The sequence below is a fragment of the Bacillus sp. SH5-2 genome (assembly GCF_008368905.1).
Lineage (GTDB): Bacteria > Bacillota > Bacilli > Bacillales > Bacillaceae_G > Bacillus_A > Bacillus_A luti.
The window spans coordinates 670,366-689,896 of sequence record NZ_QOSD01000020.1; the positions used below are offsets into that span (position 1 = coordinate 670,366).

The 19,531-nt window shown below is 35.1% G+C and carries 21 protein-coding genes and 1 pseudogene; 17 read left to right on the forward strand and 5 right to left on the reverse strand.

Features of this window, described 5'->3' with window-relative positions:
* Position 1 precedes the first annotated feature (1 nt).
* From DN410_RS18670 to DN410_RS18690, 5 genes are all read left to right on the forward strand, one after another.
* Positions 2-229, forward strand: coding sequence for a hypothetical protein (locus tag DN410_RS18670; protein ID WP_000849103.1), 228 nt, complete (start codon positions 2-4; stop codon positions 227-229).
* 291 nt (positions 230-520) lie between these two features.
* On the forward strand, positions 521-823 hold the full coding sequence (locus DN410_RS18675; RefSeq protein WP_000349641.1) for a metal-sensing transcriptional repressor: 303 nt from the start codon (positions 521-523) through the stop codon (positions 821-823).
* 203 nt (positions 824-1,026) lie between these two features.
* Positions 1,027-1,233: a copper chaperone CopZ gene (gene copZ / locus DN410_RS18680; RefSeq protein WP_000436973.1), complete on the forward strand. Its 207-nt coding sequence runs from the start codon at positions 1,027-1,029 to the stop codon at positions 1,231-1,233.
* 95 nt (positions 1,234-1,328) lie between these two features.
* Positions 1,329-3,746 (forward strand): heavy metal translocating P-type ATPase, encoded by a 2,418-nt coding sequence (locus DN410_RS18685; RefSeq protein WP_149177573.1) that lies wholly within the window; start codon positions 1,329-1,331, stop codon positions 3,744-3,746.
* A gap of 170 nt (positions 3,747-3,916) precedes the next feature.
* Positions 3,917-4,396, forward strand: coding sequence for a GNAT family N-acetyltransferase (locus DN410_RS18690; RefSeq protein ID WP_149177574.1), 480 nt, complete (start codon positions 3,917-3,919; stop codon positions 4,394-4,396).
* A gap of 19 nt (positions 4,397-4,415) precedes the next feature.
* On the opposite strand, the gene DN410_RS18695 is transcribed toward DN410_RS18690, so the two are convergent.
* Positions 4,416-4,688: an HU family DNA-binding protein gene (locus tag DN410_RS18695; RefSeq protein ID WP_001043904.1), complete on the reverse strand. Its 273-nt coding sequence runs from the start codon at positions 4,686-4,688 to the stop codon at positions 4,416-4,418.
* A 141-nt stretch (positions 4,689-4,829) separates the two neighbouring features.
* On the reverse strand, positions 4,830-5,645 hold the full coding sequence (locus tag DN410_RS18700; protein ID WP_149177575.1) for a formate/nitrite transporter family protein: 816 nt from the start codon (positions 5,643-5,645) through the stop codon (positions 4,830-4,832).
* Positions 5,646-5,839: 194 nt separating this feature from the next.
* Between DN410_RS18700 and DN410_RS18705 the strand changes: the two genes are divergently transcribed.
* Complete coding sequence (locus tag DN410_RS18705; protein WP_149177576.1) at positions 5,840-6,733, forward strand: metallophosphoesterase; 894 nt, start codon at positions 5,840-5,842, stop codon at positions 6,731-6,733.
* Complete coding sequence (locus DN410_RS18710) at positions 6,733-6,876, forward strand: amidohydrolase (RefSeq protein ID WP_149177577.1); 144 nt, start codon at positions 6,733-6,735, stop codon at positions 6,874-6,876. The genes DN410_RS18705 and DN410_RS18710 overlap by 1 nt, the downstream gene beginning before the upstream one ends.
* A 54-nt stretch (positions 6,877-6,930) precedes the next feature.
* Here DN410_RS18710 and DN410_RS18715 read toward each other — a convergent pair.
* Positions 6,931-8,013, reverse strand: a pseudogene (locus DN410_RS18715) (chitinase).
* Positions 8,014-8,278: 265 nt separating this feature from the next.
* On the opposite strand from DN410_RS18715, the gene gabP reads away from it, so the two are divergent.
* The 8 genes from gabP to entD all read left to right on the forward strand — a co-directional run bounded on the left by gabP (position 8,279) and on the right by entD (position 17,263).
* Positions 8,279-9,673 carry a GABA permease gene (gene gabP / locus DN410_RS18725; RefSeq protein ID WP_149177578.1) on the forward strand — a complete coding sequence of 465 codons (1,395 nt, stop codon included), beginning with the start codon at positions 8,279-8,281 and terminating at the stop codon, positions 9,671-9,673.
* Between the two features lie 134 nt (positions 9,674-9,807).
* Positions 9,808-10,146 (forward strand): hypothetical protein, encoded by a 339-nt coding sequence (locus DN410_RS18730; RefSeq protein ID WP_002019036.1) that lies wholly within the window; start codon positions 9,808-9,810, stop codon positions 10,144-10,146.
* Between the two features lie 318 nt (positions 10,147-10,464).
* Positions 10,465-11,007 (forward strand): DUF420 domain-containing protein, encoded by a 543-nt coding sequence (locus DN410_RS18735; RefSeq protein ID WP_000228315.1) that lies wholly within the window; start codon positions 10,465-10,467, stop codon positions 11,005-11,007.
* Between the two features lie 118 nt (positions 11,008-11,125).
* A complete protein-coding gene (locus DN410_RS18740) occupies positions 11,126-12,289 on the forward strand; it encodes an iron-containing alcohol dehydrogenase (protein WP_149177579.1) in 1,164 nt (387 codons plus the stop codon).
* Between the two features lie 158 nt (positions 12,290-12,447).
* Entirely contained in the window at positions 12,448-13,200 is a 753-nt protein-coding gene (locus DN410_RS18745) for a DeoR/GlpR family DNA-binding transcription regulator (RefSeq protein WP_149177580.1), read from the forward strand.
* Positions 13,197-14,108, forward strand: a complete 912-nt coding sequence (gene pfkB, locus DN410_RS18750) for a 1-phosphofructokinase (RefSeq protein ID WP_149177581.1) — start codon at positions 13,197-13,199, stop codon at positions 14,106-14,108. The genes DN410_RS18745 and pfkB overlap by 4 nt, the downstream gene beginning before the upstream one ends.
* Positions 14,109-14,121: 13 nt before the next feature.
* A complete protein-coding gene (locus tag DN410_RS18755; RefSeq protein WP_149177582.1) occupies positions 14,122-15,975 on the forward strand; it encodes a PTS fructose transporter subunit IIABC in 1,854 nt (617 codons plus the stop codon).
* Between the two features lie 352 nt (positions 15,976-16,327).
* On the forward strand, positions 16,328-17,263 hold the full coding sequence (entD, locus tag DN410_RS18760; protein WP_149177583.1) for a cell wall-binding protein EntD: 936 nt from the start codon (positions 16,328-16,330) through the stop codon (positions 17,261-17,263).
* Positions 17,264-17,360: 97 nt separating this feature from the next.
* Here the strand turns inward: entD and DN410_RS18765 are convergent, their stop codons facing one another.
* Positions 17,361-17,606, reverse strand: a complete 246-nt coding sequence (locus tag DN410_RS18765; protein ID WP_149177584.1) for a hypothetical protein — start codon at positions 17,604-17,606, stop codon at positions 17,361-17,363.
* A gap of 181 nt (positions 17,607-17,787) precedes the next feature.
* On the opposite strand from DN410_RS18765, the gene miaA reads away from it, so the two are divergent.
* Together miaA and hfq are read left to right on the forward strand one after the other, a co-directional pair.
* Positions 17,788-18,741 carry a tRNA (adenosine(37)-N6)-dimethylallyltransferase MiaA gene (gene miaA, locus DN410_RS18770; RefSeq protein WP_149177585.1) on the forward strand — a complete coding sequence of 318 codons (954 nt, stop codon included), beginning with the start codon at positions 17,788-17,790 and terminating at the stop codon, positions 18,739-18,741.
* A gap of 21 nt (positions 18,742-18,762) precedes the next feature.
* Positions 18,763-18,987: an RNA chaperone Hfq gene (hfq, locus tag DN410_RS18775; RefSeq protein ID WP_000813896.1), complete on the forward strand. Its 225-nt coding sequence runs from the start codon at positions 18,763-18,765 to the stop codon at positions 18,985-18,987.
* Between the two features lie 79 nt (positions 18,988-19,066).
* On the opposite strand, the gene DN410_RS18780 is transcribed toward hfq, so the two are convergent.
* Positions 19,067-19,531 (reverse strand): Gly-Xaa-Xaa repeat protein (locus DN410_RS18780; protein WP_149177586.1); only part of this gene is annotated, 465 nt, incomplete at its 5' end.

Genomic DNA, 19,531 nt, shown 5'->3' on the forward strand with positions numbered 1-19,531 from the left:
TATGAAAACTATTCTTGCTATCGCTGGACTTATTTGGGTTTTATCGCATGGCATCCCAATTTATGAAGGAGAACAAATTCGCAGTGCTCTGAATAAAAATTTTAATGAATATCATATCATTGATCGGCAAGATAATGTTGTGACAGTTCGAGTGAATGATTGTTTTCATACGGTAACCGTTGAAGGAACTTCAGTAGTGAATGATACAAAAGTATGTGATCAGCAATAATTATATATAGGGAGAAAAAAGTCTCAATTTACATATGTGAAGATTGAGACTTTTATATTTTGGGATGAATAATAAGCGGGGATGGACAATCCCCGCTTATTATTGTTTTTTGAAAAAAGTAAAGGGTATAATGAAAATTGAGACTGAGAAGCTAACAATGTGTTAAGAATAATCATAAAGTGGAAATATACTCATATGGGGTATCATGCATAGATATTTAATGCTATAATTGGTATACTCATAAAAGCAATTGTTTTATTGGATGAAGAGAAACTTTAAGAAGGTGATAATATGGATCATAAAGAGCATGAATCAGTAACACATAGATCAGAAAAAGAAAAAGAGCAAATTATAAATAGATTGAAGAGAATCGAAGGACAAGTTCGTGGTATTCAAAATATGATTGAAAATGATCGTTATTGCGTCGATATTTTAGTGCAAATTTCAGCGATTAATGCAGCGATGAAAAAAGTAGGAATGGGTGTCTTAAAAAATCATACAAGTCATTGTGTTTCAGGAGCCATTAAAGATGGAAATGGTGACGAAGCAATTGAAGAATTAATGACAGTATTTGAACGTTTTTCAAAAGCGTAAGAACAAGCTAGTATGTAACTGGCTTGTTTTTTTGTTTAACTTTATATAGGATTTCGAGGTATTGGTGTGAAAAAGTGTGTGTAAAATAAACTTTTAGAAAATAATTGAAAAATCATGATATAAAACCATTGATTACCTTAGGGGGGTATGGTAAGATGTAATTGTGATTAACAAACAATGAAGAAACAAGAGGAGGATTTTAAATGGAACAGTTAACATTACAAGTTGAAGGTATGTCTTGTGGACATTGTGTAAATGCTATCGAAAGCAGTGTGAAAGAGCTAAACGGTGTTGAACAAGTAAAGGTTCAATTAGCAGAAGGAACTGTTGAAGTTACTATCGACTCGTCTGCTGTAACATTAAAAGATATCGTTGCTGTCATTGAAGATCAAGGATACGATGTTCAATAATTATTTTTAGATATGGAAATAAATCGTACTTTAAATGAAGTACGATTTATTTTGCTAATAATTATACCTCATAAGGGTATATAGAGGTGAGAGATATGAATGAACAAAAAGAGGCCAATCTTCAAATATCAGGAATGACATGTGCAGCATGTGCAAATAGAATTGAAAAAGGTCTAAAAAAAGTAGAAGGTGTTCATGATGCAAATGTAAATTTTGCACTTGAAAAAACAAAAATAATGTATGATCCCCAAAAAACAAATCCACAACACTTTAAGGAAAAGGTTGAAGCGTTAGGATATGGAATTGTAAGTGATAAAGCTGAGTTTACTGTTTCAGGGATGACATGCGCAGCATGTGCAAATAGAGTAGAAAAGCGGTTGAATAAGTTAGAAGGTGTGAACGAAGCGACAGTTAACTTCGCTTTAGAGTCGGCAACAGTAGACTTTAATCCAGATGAAATTAATGTAAATGAAATGAAGAGTGCAATTACGAAATTAGGATATAAATTGGAAGTGAAATCAGATGAGCAAGATGCATCAACTGATCATCGCTTACAAGAAATTGAGCGACAAAAGAAAAAGTTTATCATTTCGTTTATTTTATCATTCCCGTTACTATGGGCAATGGTGAGCCATTTCTCATTTACATCTTTTATTTATTTACCAGATATGCTTATGAACCCATGGGTACAACTAGCACTTGCAACACCAGTTCAATTTATCATTGGGGGCCAGTTTTATGTTGGAGCTTATAAAGCGTTACGTAATAAAAGTGCCAATATGGATGTTCTCGTGGCACTTGGAACGTCGGCCGCTTATTTCTATAGTGTATATTTAAGTATTCAATCTATCGATTCTTCGGAACATATGACAGATTTATATTTTGAAACGAGCGCGGTACTTATTACACTAATTATTTTAGGTAAATTATTTGAAGCAAAAGCAAAGGGACGTTCATCAGAAGCAATTAAAAAGTTGATGGGTTTACAAGCAAAGACAGCTACAGTTGTGCGAGATGGAACAGAAATGAAAATTTTAATCGAAGAAGTAGTAGCTGGTGATATCGTTTATGTAAAACCTGGTGAAAAAATTCCGGTAGATGGTGAGATTGTAGAAGGAAAGTCAGCCATAGATGAATCGATGTTAACAGGTGAAAGTATTCCAGTTGATAAAACAATTGGGGATGTAGTAATCGGTTCTACAATGAATAAAAATGGATTTTTAAAAGTGAAAGCAACTAAGGTAGGAAGAGATACTGCATTAGCTCAAATTATTAAAGTAGTAGAAGAGGCTCAAGGTTCAAAAGCTCCTATTCAAAGGGTAGCAGATCAAATTTCAGGTATTTTCGTACCGGTTGTAGTTGTGATTGCTATTATCACATTTGCAGTGTGGATGATATTTGTTACACCAGGCGACTTTGGCGGAGCACTTGAGAAAATGATAGCAGTACTTGTTATCGCTTGTCCATGTGCATTAGGTCTTGCAACGCCTACATCTATTATGGCTGGATCAGGAAGATCAGCTGAGTATGGTATTTTATTTAAAGGCGGAGAGCATTTAGAAGCAACGCATCGATTAGATACAGTTATTCTAGATAAAACAGGTACTGTGACAAACGGGAAGCCTGTGTTAACAGATGTAATTGTAGCAGATGGATTCCATGAAGAAGAAATACTACGTTTAGTAGGTGCGGCAGAAAAAAATTCTGAACACCCACTTGCAGAAGCGATTGTAGAAGGAATTAAAGAAAAGAAAATTGATATTCCAAGTTCAGAAACGTTTGAAGCGATTCCTGGATTTGGTATTGAATCAGTCGTAGAAGGGAAACAATTATTAATTGGTACACGCCGATTAATGAAGAAATTCAATATTGATATTGAAGAAGTTTCTAAATCAATGGAAGAGTTAGAACGAGAAGGCAAAACAGCAATGCTTATTGCGATCAATAAAGAATATGCTGGTATAGTTGCCGTTGCAGATACTGTAAAAGATACTTCAAAAGCAGCTATCGCAAGACTTAAGAAAATGGGTCTAGATGTTGTTATGATTACAGGAGATAATACACAAACTGCTCAGGCAATCGCTAAACAAGTTGGTATTGATCACGTAATTGCAGAAGTATTACCAGAAGGAAAAGCAGAAGAAGTGAAAAAACTTCAAGCGCAAGGTAAGAAAGTAGCAATGGTTGGAGATGGAATAAATGATGCTCCTGCTCTTGCAACGGCGGATATCGGTATGGCAATTGGAACGGGAACGGATGTAGCGATGGAAGCAGCAGATATTACGTTAATCCGTGGTGATTTAAATAGTATTGCTGATGCAATCTTTATGAGTAAGATGACGATAAGAAATATTAAGCAAAACTTATTCTGGGCACTAGCTTATAACGGCTTAGGAATCCCGATTGCAGCGTTCGGCTTCTTAGCACCTTGGGTTGCAGGAGCGGCTATGGCATTTAGTTCTGTATCGGTCGTATTAAATGCATTACGATTGCAAAGAGTGAAATTAAAATAATAAAACTTTAAATCTATAGAGTAATGGCATAGGTTTTTAAACAAAAAACAATACTTTGAAATAAGTATTGTTTTTTGTTTATATAGAAAGAAAAAAGATATAATAAAGCAGAAATGTTGAGTCGTAGATGGTAGAAAAGTTAAATGATAGTTTAGTAAGGGGGTTCATATATGTTAAAAGATACGGTCATTAGAACATTCCGTAAAGAGGATTTAGAACAAGTATTACAGCTGTTCTATGAAACAGTTCATACAATTAATGCAAAAGATTATAACGTGTTACAGCTACAGGCGTGGGCACCAGATCGACTAAATAGAGAAGGCTGGTTAAAATCTTTAGAGAAGAACATTAGTTATGTAGCGGATCATAACGGTGTGATAGTCGGATTTGGAGATTATAATGAGGATCATTACGTAGATCGTTTATTTACACATAAAGATTATCAAGGGAAAAGCATAGCTTCATACATAATACAGAAGTTAGAAAAAGAAGCAGTGAACCTAGGGCATAGGGAGATCTATACAGAGGCGAGTATTACAGCAAAACCTTTCTTTGAAAGTAAAGGTTTTATTTGCATAAAGGAACAAAGGAAACAGCATAATGGTCAGATTTTTATTAATTATATAATGAAAAAAATAGCCCTCTCGTAAACGAGAAGGCTATTTTTCATTATTTTACAGCTTCTTTTAGTTCTTTACCAGCTTTGAAAGCAGGTACTTTAGAAGCTGCGATTTGCATTTCTTCACCAGTTTGTGGGTTACGGCCTGTACGAGCAGCTCTTTCGCGAACTTCGAATGTACCGAATCCGATAAGTTGTACTTTTTCACCAGCAGCTAAAGTGTTAGTGATTGATTCTACTACAGTTTGTACAACTACAGTAGCTTCTTTTTGAGAAATCTCAGCATTTTGTGCTACGTTTTTAATTAATTCAGTTTTGTTCATGTTTTTCACCTCATATGTAAATAATGCTATTTAAGTTGTTATTATAACGTATAAAACATCTAAGAACAAGTGTACGCAGATATATTCACAAAAAAAATGAAATTTGTAATATTTTTCAGGATTGCTGTATAGTTGTTCAATTTAAGCGGATACAGATTTTTTCTTTAATGCGGTTTGTTCTTCTTTGGAAGGCATCTTCTTTTTATAAGATATGAAATAAGGTAATGCCACAAATAACATACCTCCTACTAAGTTTCCGAAGAAAACAAAAATGAAGTTTGGAAAATATTCAATCCATGTTAAATGACCAGCAAAAATTGCAGCTGGGACGACAAACATATTGGCTACAACGTGTTGAAATCCAATTGCAACAAAAGTCATAACTGGGAACCAAATGCCGATAATCTTTCCGATAAATTCTTTACTTCCCATACTGAGCCAAACAGCTAAACAAACGAGCCAATTACATCCGATTGCAGAAATGAAAGCTTGTAGTGGTGTATCTTGTAGTTTAGCTTGCGCAATAGAAACCGTTTTCGCTAAAAAAGCTCCCTCTGTTAATCCGACGATATGACCGAAAAAATAAGCAACGAATACAGCACCTATGAAGTTGCTAAACGTAACAATAACTAAATTTCGAATGAAGTGAAATAAGTCTATTTTTTTATGAAGCCACGCCATTGAAACGGTCATCATATTGCCAGTTACTAACTCACCGCCTGCAAGAATAACGAGTATAAGACCGATAGGGAATACAGCGGCACCTAGAAAACTAGTAAATGATCCCCAAGCCTTTGGCATTGTTCCAATAACATGAATATCGAGTAAATACCCTAATGCTATGAAAGCACCGCCAAAAAAACCGAGAATTAGCATAGGGAGTAATGATAAATGAGCCTTTTTTCTTCCGGAATTAGCAGCAAGTTCCGTAATTTCTTCTGGTGTAAATACAGACATGAATAATCTCTCCTTAATAAAATGATAAAAAATAAATGGAACATTTTTAAGAATCTATGTATTATAAAAATATGTTATGACTTCTGTATAAATTTGTCAAAGTGAGCAGGGATGGAATTGAATATAACTAACATTGTTCGTGTTGTCACATTAATGTAACAATAAGGTTTTAAAGTACTTCTAGAGGTGAGAACATGAATACGCATCACGTAAAAGAAGAACAAAAAAAATCAATCGTCAAGATATCTATAATCAGTTTCGTAAGTATAGTAATGATTTCTATAAGTTTGTATTTCTATGCGACAGAAATAGAACGAAAACTAGTAACAGTTACGTGGAATGAAATAGAAGCTTCTACAATTCCTAAAGAGTTTCATAATAAAAAAATATTGCAGTTCTCAGATGTACATTTAGGACCAGAATTCACACTGAAACAATTAGAAAATTTGGTGGAGAAGATGAATGCATTAAGTCCAGATGTAGTAGTTTTCACAGGGGATTTAATAGATAAGTTTGGATCGTACAAAGCCGAAAGAGAAGAAGCGAAAAGGATTTTACAAAAAATACATGCGCCCTTAGGGAAATATGCAGTGTTTGGGAATCATGATAGAGGCGGGGGAGGTAGTTTATTTTATAAAAAATATATGGAGGAAGCTGGTTTCGCAGTGTTAGTCAATGAAGTGCAGAAAATTAAAGCGGAAAACGGCAAGTATATTACAATATCAGGTTTGGATGATTTTTTATTAGGGAAGCCACAAATAGACTCAACTTTAAAACATGTAAGGCAACAAGATTTCAATATGCTATTAGTACATGAGCCAGATGTTGTAGACAAAGTAGCACGTTACCCAGTTGATTTTCAAATGTCAGGCCATAGTCATGGAGGACAAGTTCAAATTCCTTTTATAGGCCCATTAATTACGACAAAACTAGCTGAGAGTCATGTTGAAGGTATGTATGAATTAGAAGGAAAGAATAAGCCATTACATTTATACGTAAATCGTGGTATTGGGACAACTCGAATGCCTGTTAGATTTTGGAGTGTACCTGAACTTTCAGTATTTGTATTGAAGCAAAATAGTAACTAATGTATTCAATTCCACATCATCATTCTCAATTTGATTTTGATGAACGAGCGATGTTAATTGGTGGTAAATTACTTTTAGGTCTTGTAAGTAGTTATGTAAGAGATGGAAAAGAATCTCTTCATCATGTAGAAGTGAAAAAGTAATTTACATAAATAAAAAACAACAATAGGTCATATAAAACCTATTGTTGTTTTTTATTATTTTTGCAAAGGAATAGCATCGAAATATGTTCTATAGTTACTAGAGAATTCAAAGTTGTTTTTTGCATCCCAATTAATAGACCAAGACATTAGACCGCGGAATGCAGGATAGCCACTCTGATTTGAAAGTTTATACTTTCCTCCGAAAGGAATTCCCTTAATGATATAATCTAAAGCTTTTTTCATTTCAGTTGGAGAAATATACCCACCACTTGGAGCGGCCGCTGGTGCTGCAGGAAGTCCAATCATTACTTGATCCGAACGAAGAGCTGGGAACATGTTATTTGCATTATAGGATACAGGAAAACCATGTAAGAGCATATCTGCCATAGCGACCTCATAGTCTGCAGTACCTTGATTGTAGTTATTACCGTCCATTCCAATGCCACTGCCAGCGTTGTAGTGTTGAACGTGAATGTATGTTAGTTTGTCTTTCACTCCGTAAATAATCGGTAAATATGCACCCCAGATGCTTCCGTATGCGCTATAACCGCCTTGAACATAAGCTGTTTCAGGAGCCATGCTTAATAGAAAGTCGGGACCATAATGATCTGAGATTGTTTGAATAGCCGAAATAAGATGTACGATTTGAGGAGTAGTTGGTTTTTGGAAATTAGTGTCATTACCGTTTAAGTAAATACCTGATTCAAGGTCAATATCTATTCCATCAAAACCGTATTTATCGATTAGAGATTGTATGGAATTAATGAAACGTTGCTTAGCGGCATTGTCAGGAAGTAAAACGACCCCATTCTGTCCACCTATTGAAAGAACTACTTTCTTTCCTTTACTTTTTAAATAAGAAATATCTGATTTGAATTCTGCATCTGAACCATACACAGGAGAAAATTCAACAGTAGAACGATCACCACCAGTTTCCCCGAATGATACATTGATTACATCCCATTTTGGTGAAACGTCTCTTAATTTAATAATGCCAGTACCGTTATCAAAGTTATGTCAGTACTCAACGAGTAGTTTTGATCCTAAATTGTTTGCTGCTTGTGCTTGAAAGGGGGCTAGTGGTAGCAGTAAAAAAATTACTAACGTACAACAAATGAATTTGAACTTGTTTAACATATCAACACTCCTATACAAAAGTTGTCTAGATGTATAATCTTGTTTATTTAATGATATCTGAAAATTTTTTTTGTAAGGTGACTATAATTTTCTCAATAATTGTATATGGAAAATTATTAAACTTAATGTAATAATTTCTGTAGGAGCTTGCTTACAATTGTTAAATTCAGAATATTTTGATATATTTTAAAGTATAGAACAAGGTTTTTCGCATAATACTCTTACATAAATTTCAAAATTATGTTTGGAAGGGGATGTACAAGAGTTGGAAAAAAATCTTAAGAAAGACCTCAAAATACGCCATATTACAATGATTTCAATTGGTGGCGTAATAGGAGCTGGTTTGTTTGTTGGAAGTGGGGCGGTTGTACATTCAGCCGGACCAGGTTCTATCGTTTCATATGCATTAGCAGGACTTCTAGTTATTTTCGTTATGAGAATGCTTGGGGAAATGGCAGCTATTAACCCGACAAGTGGGTCATTTGCAACATATGCAAGAGAAGCGATTGGTCCATGGGCGGGTTATACAATTGGGTGGCTATATTGGTTTTTCTGGGTAATTGTTATTGCGATAGAAGCCACAGCAGGTGCTGGTATTATTCAATACTGGATTCCAGAAATCCCGCTTTGGTTATTAAGCCTAATATTAACGATTTTATTAACATTGACGAATGTTTTTTCAGTGAAATCATTTGGAGAGTTTGAATATTGGTTTTCTTTTATTAAAGTAATAAGTATTGTTTTGTTCCTTTGTCTTGGACTAGCTGTTATTTTAGGATTTGTACCAGGAACGGAAGCACCTGGCACTTCCAATTTAGTAGGACAAGGAGGATTTATGCCAAACGGTATAAGTTCGGTGCTACTTGGAATTACTGTCGTAATATTTTCATTTATGGGATCTGAGATTGTTGCAGTAGCTGCTGGAGAGTCTGCTGAACCTGTAAAAGCAGTAAAAACAGCAACAAATAGTGTAATTTGGCGTATTCTCGTATTTTTCATTGGATCTATCGCTGTAGTTGTTACACTTCTTCCATGGAATTCAGCGAACATACTAAAAAGTCCGTTTGTAGCGGTACTGGAACATATAGGAATACCAGCGGCAGCACAAATTATGAATTTTATCGTTTTAACAGCTGTACTTTCATGTTTGAATTCGGGTTTATATACAAACTCAAGAATGCTTTTTTCGATGGCAGAAAGAGGAGATGCTCCAAAGGCGTTTTTGAAATTGAACAGTAGTGGTGTTCCAGTTCGGGCAGTTTTATTCGGAACGTTCTTCGCTTATATTGGAGTTGTTTTTAGTTATATATCTCCAGATAAAGTCTTTTTATTTTTAGTGAATGCATCTGGCGGGATTGCGTTGCTCGTTTATCTCGTTATAGCTGTTTCACATTTAAAGATTCGTAAAAAAATGGGAAGGGTAGAACAACAAAATTTGAAAGTGAAAATGTGGTTTTTCCCGTATGTGACGTATGTTACAATTGCAGCTATTATAGCAGTTTTAGTTGCGATGCTTGCAATTGAATCTTTACGTTCACAAGCACTTTTGACGATGTTTGTTACGGTTCTTATAATAATTTCTTATTTTATTTTTAATAGAAATAAAAATAGTACGGTGTTGAATACTAAAAGTAAGAATGAGGAATCTATTCGATTCTAATTTCTTGTTTTCTAAGAAATGCTACATCCAATCATTGCTAGAAAAGATTCATATACAAATAAAGAAAAGGGTAATTACTATTGTCATAGTGGTTATAAACTTTTTTCTTGACTTTTTATACGAAGGCGAGCAAAATGGTAAAAAAGGAAGGGGGGATGATGATGGAAGAGTACGTATTAGAGCTATATAACCTGTTATATACGACAGAATGGCAAGATATTGTTTCGTTTCTAGGAATAGTATTTTGCATGAAAATTGTAATCGTATATGTGGAAGAGCAAGGTATGTTCTATTCCTTCTCATCTCCGTTCGATTTGCAACGCGAGCCGTTGCTACACTATGCCAATATAAATTACGAACAAATTCCTTTTGTTATCTTCTTTATGATTCGATTTATAACAGCGATTGTAAAGAAAAAAGAAAGTGATGATGAAGAGTGCCACTCAACTTGTAATATAGCGAATGCTTTTTAAGCTAAATACAAGGAGGAGATTTATATGTGGTTTCGATTTCTTATGATTGGTTTCTTTTCATTAACAGCAATTTCATTAATGGGATATCAAGTGTCTGAAATTTTTCAAGCATATAGCAGCACGTTTTTTAACAAAAACTAATTACATTGCTATTTAAATAATAAAGCGATAAAATCCTTCTTAAGAAGTTTTATTAAGAAGGATTTTTTTCTTTGTCTTGTCTTGCTGTGTCAAACTATTGTCACATTTACACTGTGAATAATATGTTAAAATAGTGAGGTTACGTATACATATTTGAAGGAAGAGGGAGTGACCATTTTGGTGGATCAATCAACAAATCAGAAAAGCTATGCTCCTATTGTGATAACGCTTTCTGTAATTGTAAATGCGATTATTTTATTTTTATTCTTTGGACCTGTTGGTTATGAAGGAGAAGTACATTTTGATGTAACAATTTTACCAATGTTAAATGCGATTTTTAATAGCTTTACGTTCGTATTCTTATTAGCAGCATTATTTTCTATTATTAAAAAGAATGTAAAAATGCATCGTGGTTTCATCCTCGCAGCATTTACAACGACGTTGCTATTTTGTGTTTCTTATTTATCGTATCATTACTTGGCGCCAGCAACACATTTTGGCGGAGAAGGATTCATTAAATATGTGTATTTCATCATTTTAATTACACATATTATCCTTGCAGCAATTATTGTACCACTTGCATTGTTTGCACTTGTATTTGGTTTTACGAATCAATTAACACGTCACCGTAAAATTGTACGTTGGACGATGCCAATTTGGTTATATGTAAGTTTATCTGGTGTTATTGTTTACTTAATGATCTCACCTTATTATCAATAAAAAAATCTCAGCCTTTAAGGCTGGGATTTTTTTATTAAGCAAATATTTTTGTGAAATGAAAAAAGTATGGTATACAAAAGTATAGTTGCTTTTCATATAGAAGGGATGGTAAAGGAATATGCAAAATTTTGTATTTCGCAATCCAACGAAACTTATTTTCGGTAAAGGTCAATTAGAACAGTTAAAAACTGAGATTCCACAATTCGGTAAAAAGGTTCTTCTCGTATATGGAGGAGGCAGCATTAAAAGAAATGGTATTTATGATAATGTAATTTCTATTTTAAAGGATATAAATGCGGAAGTATTTGAGTTGACAGGTGTTGAACCGAATCCTCGTTTATCGACAGTAAAGAAAGGGATTCAAATTTGTAAAGACAATGGAGTCGAATTTATTTTAGCAGTTGGTGGAGGAAGTGTAATCGACTGTACAAAAGCGATTGCTGCTGGTAGTAAATATGATGGTGATGTATGGGATATTGTAACAAAAAAAGTATTTGCTAGTGAGGCGTTACCGTTTGGTACTGTACTCACTCTTGCAGCGACAGGTTCTGAAATGAATGCTGGTTCTGTAATTACAAACTGGGAAACGAATGAAAAATATGGCTGGGGTAGTCCAGTTACTTTCCCGCAGTTTTCCATTTTAGATCCGGCCCATACTGCATCTGTACCGAGAGATCAAACGATTTACGGTATGGTAGATATTATGTCACACGTATTAGAGCAATATTTCCATCATGGAACAAATACAGAATTACAAGATCGTTATTGTGAATCTATTTTAAAAACAGTAATAGAAACTGCTCCAAAGCTTTTAAGTGATTTAGAAAATTATGAGCATAGAGAAACCATTTTATATTGCGGCACGATGGCGTTAAACGGTATTTTAGCGATGGGAGTAAAAGGAGATTGGGCAACCCATAATATTGAGCACGCAGTTTCTGCTGTTCATGATATACCGCACGGGGGTGGCCTTGCGATTTTATTCCCAAACTGGATGAAGCATGTTGTAGATGAAAATATAAGTCGTTTTAAACAGTTCGCTATTCGTGTGTTTAATATAGAAACAGACGGTAAAACAGATAAAGAGGTGGCGTTAGAAGGAATTGAGGCGTTACGTCAATTTTGGACTTCAATTGAAGCGCCAGTAACTTTAGCTGATTACGGTATTGGGGAAAATGAGATTAACTTAATGGCGGATAAAGCGATGGCTTATGGTGAATTTGGTAACTTTAAAAAATTAAATAACGACGATGTTTTAAGTATATATAAAGCTTCTTTATAAGTGAATCAAGTAAAGAAACCCATTTGATTATTAGATCAAATGGGTTTCTTTTTTGTTGTTTATAAACGTTAGTGACCGAATTTGGTTATTTATGAACGTTTGTGGTTGATTTTTGTGATCGTTTTCATTATACTGTAATCAAAGAAGAGGTGAATAAAATGTTAACTCCTGAACGTCATCAAATGATATTGCAACTTGTCAAAGAACAGAAGGTTGTAAAATTACAACAATTAGTGGAAAGAACAGAAAGCTCTGAGTCGACAATTCGTCGTGATTTAGCACAATTGGAAAAACAAAGGTTATTAAAAAGAGTTCATGGTGGTGCGGCTGTTTTAACAGGAAAAGGACAGGAGCCAACGATGGTTGAAAAATCATCCAAAAACATTCAAATAAAACAACAAATTGCGAAGTATGCAGCTAACCTGGTTGAACAAGGAGATTGCATTTATTTAGACGCAGGAAGTACAACATTTGAAATGATTCCATTTTTAATAGATAAAGATGTTACTGTCGTTACAAATGGACTTATGCATATTGAAGCTTTAGTTGAAAATAATATTCGTGCATATTTACTAGGCGGAATGATGAAGAGTAGGACGAAAGCTTTAATTGGTGCAATGGCCCAGGAAAGTATGCAGAAGTACCGTTTTGATAAATGTTTTTTAGGAGCGAATGGTGTACATGAACAGCTTGGTTTTACAACGCCAGATCCAGAAGAGGCACTTTTGAAACAAATGGCATTAACGTTAGCGAACGAAGGATATTTCTTAATTGATGAAAGTAAGTTTTCGGAAGTTGCGTTTGCGAAAATTGCCAATGTTGAAGAGGCAAATATTATTACAAACCATTTAGAAATTGATTTAGAAAAATATAAAAGACAAACCAATGTAATTGAGGCTGATAAACAATGATCTATACCGTTACTTTAAACCCATCTATTGATTATGTAGTACAAGTTAATTCCTTAGATTTAGGCGCAGTAAATCGAGCAGAGAAAGATATGAAGTTTCCTGGAGGGAAAGGGATTAATGTTTCTCGCGTTCTCCAGCGTTTAGGTGTTGAAAATATAGCGCTTGGATTTACTGGTGGATTTACCGGTCGATTTATTAAAGATGTATTACAGGCGGAAGGTGTAACAACAAACTTCGTCCAAGTAGATGGAGATTCTCGAATTAATGTGAAAATAAAAGGGCAGGAAGAAACAGAATTAAATGGGCAAGGGCCTAGCGTGACAAATGAACAATTTGAACAATTAATGAAACAAATCGAAAGTATGAAGAAGGGAGATTGTGTTGTACTAGCTGGAAGTGTACCGGCATCTATCCCAACAACTTTTTATGAATCAATCGCAGCGTTTGGGGCTGAAAAAGGTATTCGCGTAGTAGTAGATGCAAGCGGAAGTGCACTGCAGCATGGAATTAAAAATAAGCCGTTTTTAATAAAGCCTAATCATCATGAACTTGGTGAGTTATTCGGAGTAGAGATTTCAACAGTAGAATCTATTTTACCGCATGGAAGAAAATTAATCGAACAAGGTGTAGAGCACGTTATCGTATCAATGGCGGGCGAGGGAGCTATATTATTTACGGCAGACGGAATATATGAAGCGACTGTTCCAAAAGGTGTTGTAATTAATTCGGTTGGGGCTGGAGATTCTCTCGTTGCAGGGTTTGTAGGTAAATATGAACAGACGAAAGATATTGAAAAGGCATTTCAATATGGTGTTGCAACAGGGAGTGCAACAGCATTTTCAGCTGATTTATGTGAAAAGGAAAAAGTAGAAGAATTATTGTCGCAAGTAATTGTAACTAAGCGATAGGGGGAAGCAACATATGAAAATTACAAAACTATTAAAAAGGGATACAGTCATTATGAATTTGACAGCTTCAAATAAAGAAGCTGTCATAGATGAATTAGTTGAAAAATTAAACGGGGCAAATCGTTTAAATAGTAAAGCCGAATTTAAAGAAGCTATTTTAAAGCGGGAGTCACAAAGTACAACAGGCATTGGTGAAGGGATTGCGATACCTCATGCGAAAACAAAAGCTGTTAAGCAACCAGCTATTTGTTTCGGTAGAAGTGTAAGCGGTATCAACTATGAATCGCTTGACGGACAGCCTGCGCATTTATTCTTTATGATTGCTGCGAGTGAAGGGGCGAATAATACTCATTTAGAAACGTTATCACGTCTATCTACACTATTAATGGATGAAGGGTTTCGTAAGCAATTATTAGAAGCAAAGGATGAAGAGGAACTTCTTCGTTTATTTGATGAAAAAGAAAATGAAAAAGAAGAAGCTGACATTGAGGTTGCAAAACCAGAAGGAAATGAACCATACGTATTAGCTGTTACGGCTTGCCCGACTGGAATCGCTCACACATATATGGCTGCGGATAGCTTAAAAGCAAAAGCAGCAGAGCTAGGAATAGCGATTAAAGTTGAAACGAACGGATCAACAGGTATAAAAAACGGTTTAACAAAAGAGGATATTGAACGCGCAACGGCTATAATTGTTGCGGCAGATAAACAAGTAGAAATGAACCGTTTTGCTGGGAAACATGTTATTCAAGTGCCAGTCGCTGACGGGATTAGAAAAACGGAAACTCTTCTTAATCGAGCCGTAAAACAAGATGCACCGATCTTTAAAGGAATAAAAGAAGATGGGAAGACAGAAAGTGCAGAGAAAGAAAAAGGATTAGAAATTTATAAGCATTTAATGAGCGGTGTAAGTAATATGCTTCCATTCGTTGTTGGTGGCGGGATTTTAATCGCATTAGCATTTATGTTCGGTGGAATTAAGGCGGAAGGTCCTATTGCTGAAATGTTAATGACCATTGGTGGTGGAGAAAAAGGAGCCTTTTTATTCCTTGTACCAATTTTAGCTGGATTTATTGCAAGTTCTATTGCTGATCGACCTGGTTTTATGCCTGGTGTTGTTGGAGGATTTTTGGCGGCACAAGCGAATGCTGGCTTTTTAGGTGGATTAATCGCTGGTTTCTTAGCGGGGTATGTTGTTGTTGGGTTGAAAAAGTTATTTTCTAGTTTACCAGCGCAGTTAGAAGGGATTAAACCAGTCTTGCTTTATCCAGTATTGGGGTTATTAATTACAGGTGTTATCATGTTAAAAGTAGTTAATCCACCTGTAGTTGCGTTAAACGAAATGTTAACGAGTTGGTTAAATAGTTTAGGTGGTACGAATGCTATACTATTAGGTTTAATTTTAGGTGGTATGATGGCAATCGATATGGGGGGGCCAATTAATAAAGCGGCATTTACATTTGGTATCGCTGCAATCTCAGCAGGGAACTTTGGTGTTCACTCAGCAGTTATGGCCGGTGGTATGGTACCGCCACTTGCGATTGCATTCGCAACTACATTCTTTAAATCAAAGTTTACAGAAGCGGAACGTAAATCTGGTTTAACAAATTATATTATGGGAGCATCGTTCATCACAGAAGGTGCGATTCCATTTGCGGCAGCAGATCCGGTTCGAGTGATAGTAAGTTGTGTTGTTGGTTCAAGTATTGCGGGTGCATTATCTATGTTATTCCAAATTACATTACCAGCACCACATGGTGGATTGTTTGTTATCGCATTAGTAAATAAACCATTACTATATATTTTCTCTATATTAATAGGGACAGTTGTTTCAGCTCTTATGATGGGGATTTGGAAAAAAAATTAAATAACAAATGAAAAGGGAGTAGCTGCTATTAGCTGCTCTTTTTTATTACAAAAAAGTAGGTTAATAATTGAAGAATGATGAATTTTGGTAAAAGATGTAATGAAATGTGAATTTTTTGTAACAAAAAAGTAATACTGTAATTTTTTTTGGAAAAAAATTCTGGTGCTTGTATGTGGAAAATATATGAAAACTATTGGGAATTCTATTGGAAATGGAATTTATTAATATGGAAATTTATGTTACAACTCATTAATCGTATATTACGAATGGTTTGTAATTGTGTGATTTCTAAAAATCCTAAAAATCTGTTGCTATAATAAAAATACGAAAACAAAGCAAATGGAGGCTATTCATGAAAAAATTATTAGGTATAGCAACGGCGGCAGTTTTTGGTCTTGGGATTTTTGCAGGTTCTGCGAAAGCAGAAACGATTGTAACAACAGATGTATTAAATGTTAGAGAAAACCCAACTGTAGAGTCAAAGCTTGTAGGTAAAATGTTGAGTGGAAATAAATTAGATGTGATAAATACAGAAAATGGATGGACGAAAATTAAGTTGGATGGTAAAGAAGCGTTTGTAAGTGCTGAATTTACAAAAAGTACATATTATGTAACGGCGAGCGTATTAAATGTTCGTGCTGGAGCGAATACTGGCTCTGAAGTTCTTGGTAAACTGAATAAAGATGATGTGATTGAAACGACAAATCAAGTTCAAAATGAATGGTTACAATTCGATTACAATGGAAAAGTCGGATATGTTCACGTGCCATTTTTAACAGGAACGGCACCTGTGATTGAAAAGAAAGAAGTTGTGACGCAAGATGAAGCGCTGGCTAGAGTAAATACGCCGGTTAAAAATAATACAGCAGTTAAGAGTAAGGAATCTGTTAAGAATGTAGAATCAAGTAAACCTGTAGGAAAAGCAAAGCCAGCTGCGAAACCAGTTGCAAAATCTACTGAAACTAGTGCACCTACAGGTGGTGGTCGTGAAATAACAGTAGAAGCGACAGCCTATACAGCAAATCCGAGTGAGAATGGTTCGTATGGTGGTCGTGTACTAACTGCAATGGGGCATGATTTAACGGCGAACCCAAATATGAAAGTAATTGCTGTTGATCCTAAAGTAATTCCACTTGGATCAAAAGTATGGGTAGAAGGATACGGAGAAGCGATTGCTGGAGATACTGGTGGTGCGATTAAAGGAAATCGTATTGATGTTCTAGTTGGTTCAGATGGTAGTGCTAATAGCTGGGGACGTAAATCTGTAAAAGTGAAAGTTATACAATAATTTACCTTTTATTAATGTGAAAAAAGCGGTTGCTTGAAAATATGTAAGCAACCGCTTTTTATTATTTTGTGATAGAACACTTTCGTCTCAAAAATGATTATTGAAATGGATAAATTGTTTTACCTGTAATAATTTTATATGCGCTGCAAAATTGAGTTTGCATATACTCTGTATGTGCATTTTCCGAATGTAAGGTTGTCTCTTGAAGGGTAGAATAAAAGGAACGTAGTAAACAATTTAAGGCGAAGTATAATTCTTCTTGTGAACAATTTTGTTCTTTTGTAGCGGTAGCCAAAATGAGGTCATTTGTTAATGCTGCAAAATTGATAGTGGATTGTTTCATAGTTAACGCATCCTCTCCGAACGATTTTTATCATGTATATGCAGATTTGGACAAACTATGTTCTTTTTTTATATGAAATTTCATGTACCGAATTGAAAGAACTTGCAATAATGTCGTTAAAATTGTTAAGATTGGGTATAATCAATAGATGGAGTACATTACATAAAGAGAGTTGAATGATATGGGAGAAGTGCAACGTGAAAAAGTTGCTGTCATCATTGGGCCAACGGCTGTTGGGAAGACGAAGTTAAGTATCGATCTTGCAAAAGCATTGAACGGTGAAGTTATTAGTGGTGATTCCATGCAAATTTATCGCACAATGGATATTGGAACTGCAAAGGTGACGAAAGAAGAGATGGATGGAATTCCACATTATATGGTCGATATAAAAGATCCGGAAGATTCATTTTCCGTCGCAGAATTTCAAGAACGTGTTCGTAAGCATATTCGAGAGATTACAGAGCGTGGTAAATTACCGATTATAGTTGGTGGAACCGGTCTTTATATACAATCTGTTTTATTCGATTATCAGTTTACAGATGATGCTGGTGATGTGATATACCGAGAACAAATGGAAAAGTTAGCTTTAGAACGTGGTGTAGAATATGTACATGAAAAATTGCAAGAAGTAGATCCAGAAAGTGCGGAACGTATTCATGCAAATAATGTACGACGTGTCATTCGGGCGTTAGAAATTTTCCACACGACGGGCGAAAAAATGAGTGAACAAATTGAGAAACAAGAAAAAGAGTTGCTGTATGATGTGTCATTAATTGGCTTGACAATGGATCGAGCAATGCTATACGATCGCATTAACTTACGAGTTGATTTGATGATGGAACAAGGTTTATTAGAAGAAGTAGAAGGATTGTATAATAGAGGGATACGAGATTGTCAATCTATTCAAGCGATTGGGTATAAAGAGATATATGATTATTTTGAGGATCGAGTCTCTTTAGAAGAAGCGGTATCACAATTAAAGACAAATTCACGTCGTTATGCAAAACGTCAATTAACGTGGTTCCGTAATAAGATGGATGTCACATGGTTTGATGTTACAGACGGTGAAAAAACGTCAGAAATTTTACGATACATAGAAGGAAAATTACAATTAAAGTCGAATAATAGTAAGTAGAGAAAAAGAGGAGGATTCGACATGAAGCAATCTATCAATATTCAAGATCAGTTTTTAAATCAACTCCGTAAAGAGAATACGTTTGTTACGCTGTACTTATTAAACGGTTTCCAGCTTCGTGGATTAATTAAAGGATTTGATAATTTTACAGTCCTACTGGAAACAGAAGGTAAGCAACAGCTTATTTATAAACATGCAATCTCTACATTTGTACCACAAAAAAATGTTTCAATTGAATTAGAATAGTAATGAATTATTGTACATAACAAAAAAGAGCGAATTTCTCGCTCTTTTTTTATTTGCCATAAATAATAAATAGTGAAATTTAAGCAATTCTAAATACAGTTAGACGAATGTTAGTGTTTCCTGTTGCAGGGATTGTAATCTCGTTAAGAGTGGATTGGACAGAAATGTTTGCACCAGCTCTTAACGTTTCGATTGTAGTAAATGAAAGTGAGTCGCCTATTAAATTTGAAGAGAAGTTATCAGTTGCGACTGCTCCATTAATTGAAATTCCTACTCCAAGAGGCGCGCATCCTGGCGCAGTTGTAGAAATAGATACGCTAATTACATAAATACCACCGTTGATAACTGTAACTGTATCTGTGCCATTAAAGATAATATTGTTTACGTTAATTGCAGTACTGAAAATAAAGTTATTAAATTGTAGTACTGTTTGTTGAATGTTGTTTGTTACAACAATTGTTGCTACAGGGAAGCTAGGTCCAGTAGGCCCAATAGGTCCGGTAACTCCGATACCAGTAGCGCCAGTAGCGCCAGTAGCACCTGT

Coding starts and splice junctions, on each gene's coding strand:
- DN410_RS18765 (WP_149177584.1), bottom strand. CDS start 17,606: ATGAAACAATCCACTATCAATTTTGCAGCATTAACAAATGACCTCATT.
- DN410_RS18740 (WP_149177579.1), top strand. CDS start 11,126: ATGCAAAATTTTGTATTTCGCAATCCAACGAAACTTATTTTCGGTAAA.
- DN410_RS18670 (WP_000849103.1), top strand. CDS start 2: ATGAAAACTATTCTTGCTATCGCTGGACTTATTTGGGTTTTATCGCAT.
- DN410_RS18705 (WP_149177576.1), top strand. CDS start 5,840: ATGAATACGCATCACGTAAAAGAAGAACAAAAAAAATCAATCGTCAAG.
- DN410_RS18755 (WP_149177582.1), top strand. CDS start 14,122: ATGAAAATTACAAAACTATTAAAAAGGGATACAGTCATTATGAATTTG.
- miaA (WP_149177585.1), top strand. CDS start 17,788: ATGGGAGAAGTGCAACGTGAAAAAGTTGCTGTCATCATTGGGCCAACG.
- DN410_RS18695 (WP_001043904.1), bottom strand. CDS start 4,688: ATGAACAAAACTGAATTAATTAAAAACGTAGCACAAAATGCTGAGATT.
- copZ (WP_000436973.1), top strand. CDS start 1,027: ATGGAACAGTTAACATTACAAGTTGAAGGTATGTCTTGTGGACATTGT.
- DN410_RS18710 (WP_149177577.1), top strand. CDS start 6,733: ATGTATTCAATTCCACATCATCATTCTCAATTTGATTTTGATGAACGA.
- DN410_RS18730 (WP_002019036.1), top strand. CDS start 9,808: ATGGTAAAAAAGGAAGGGGGGATGATGATGGAAGAGTACGTATTAGAG.
- pfkB (WP_149177581.1), top strand. CDS start 13,197: ATGATCTATACCGTTACTTTAAACCCATCTATTGATTATGTAGTACAA.
- DN410_RS18690 (WP_149177574.1), top strand. CDS start 3,917: ATGTTAAAAGATACGGTCATTAGAACATTCCGTAAAGAGGATTTAGAA.
- DN410_RS18685 (WP_149177573.1), top strand. CDS start 1,329: ATGAATGAACAAAAAGAGGCCAATCTTCAAATATCAGGAATGACATGT.
- entD (WP_149177583.1), top strand. CDS start 16,328: ATGAAAAAATTATTAGGTATAGCAACGGCGGCAGTTTTTGGTCTTGGG.
- hfq (WP_000813896.1), top strand. CDS start 18,763: ATGAAGCAATCTATCAATATTCAAGATCAGTTTTTAAATCAACTCCGT.
- DN410_RS18745 (WP_149177580.1), top strand. CDS start 12,448: ATGTTAACTCCTGAACGTCATCAAATGATATTGCAACTTGTCAAAGAA.
- DN410_RS18700 (WP_149177575.1), bottom strand. CDS start 5,645: ATGTCTGTATTTACACCAGAAGAAATTACGGAACTTGCTGCTAATTCC.
- DN410_RS18675 (WP_000349641.1), top strand. CDS start 521: ATGGATCATAAAGAGCATGAATCAGTAACACATAGATCAGAAAAAGAA.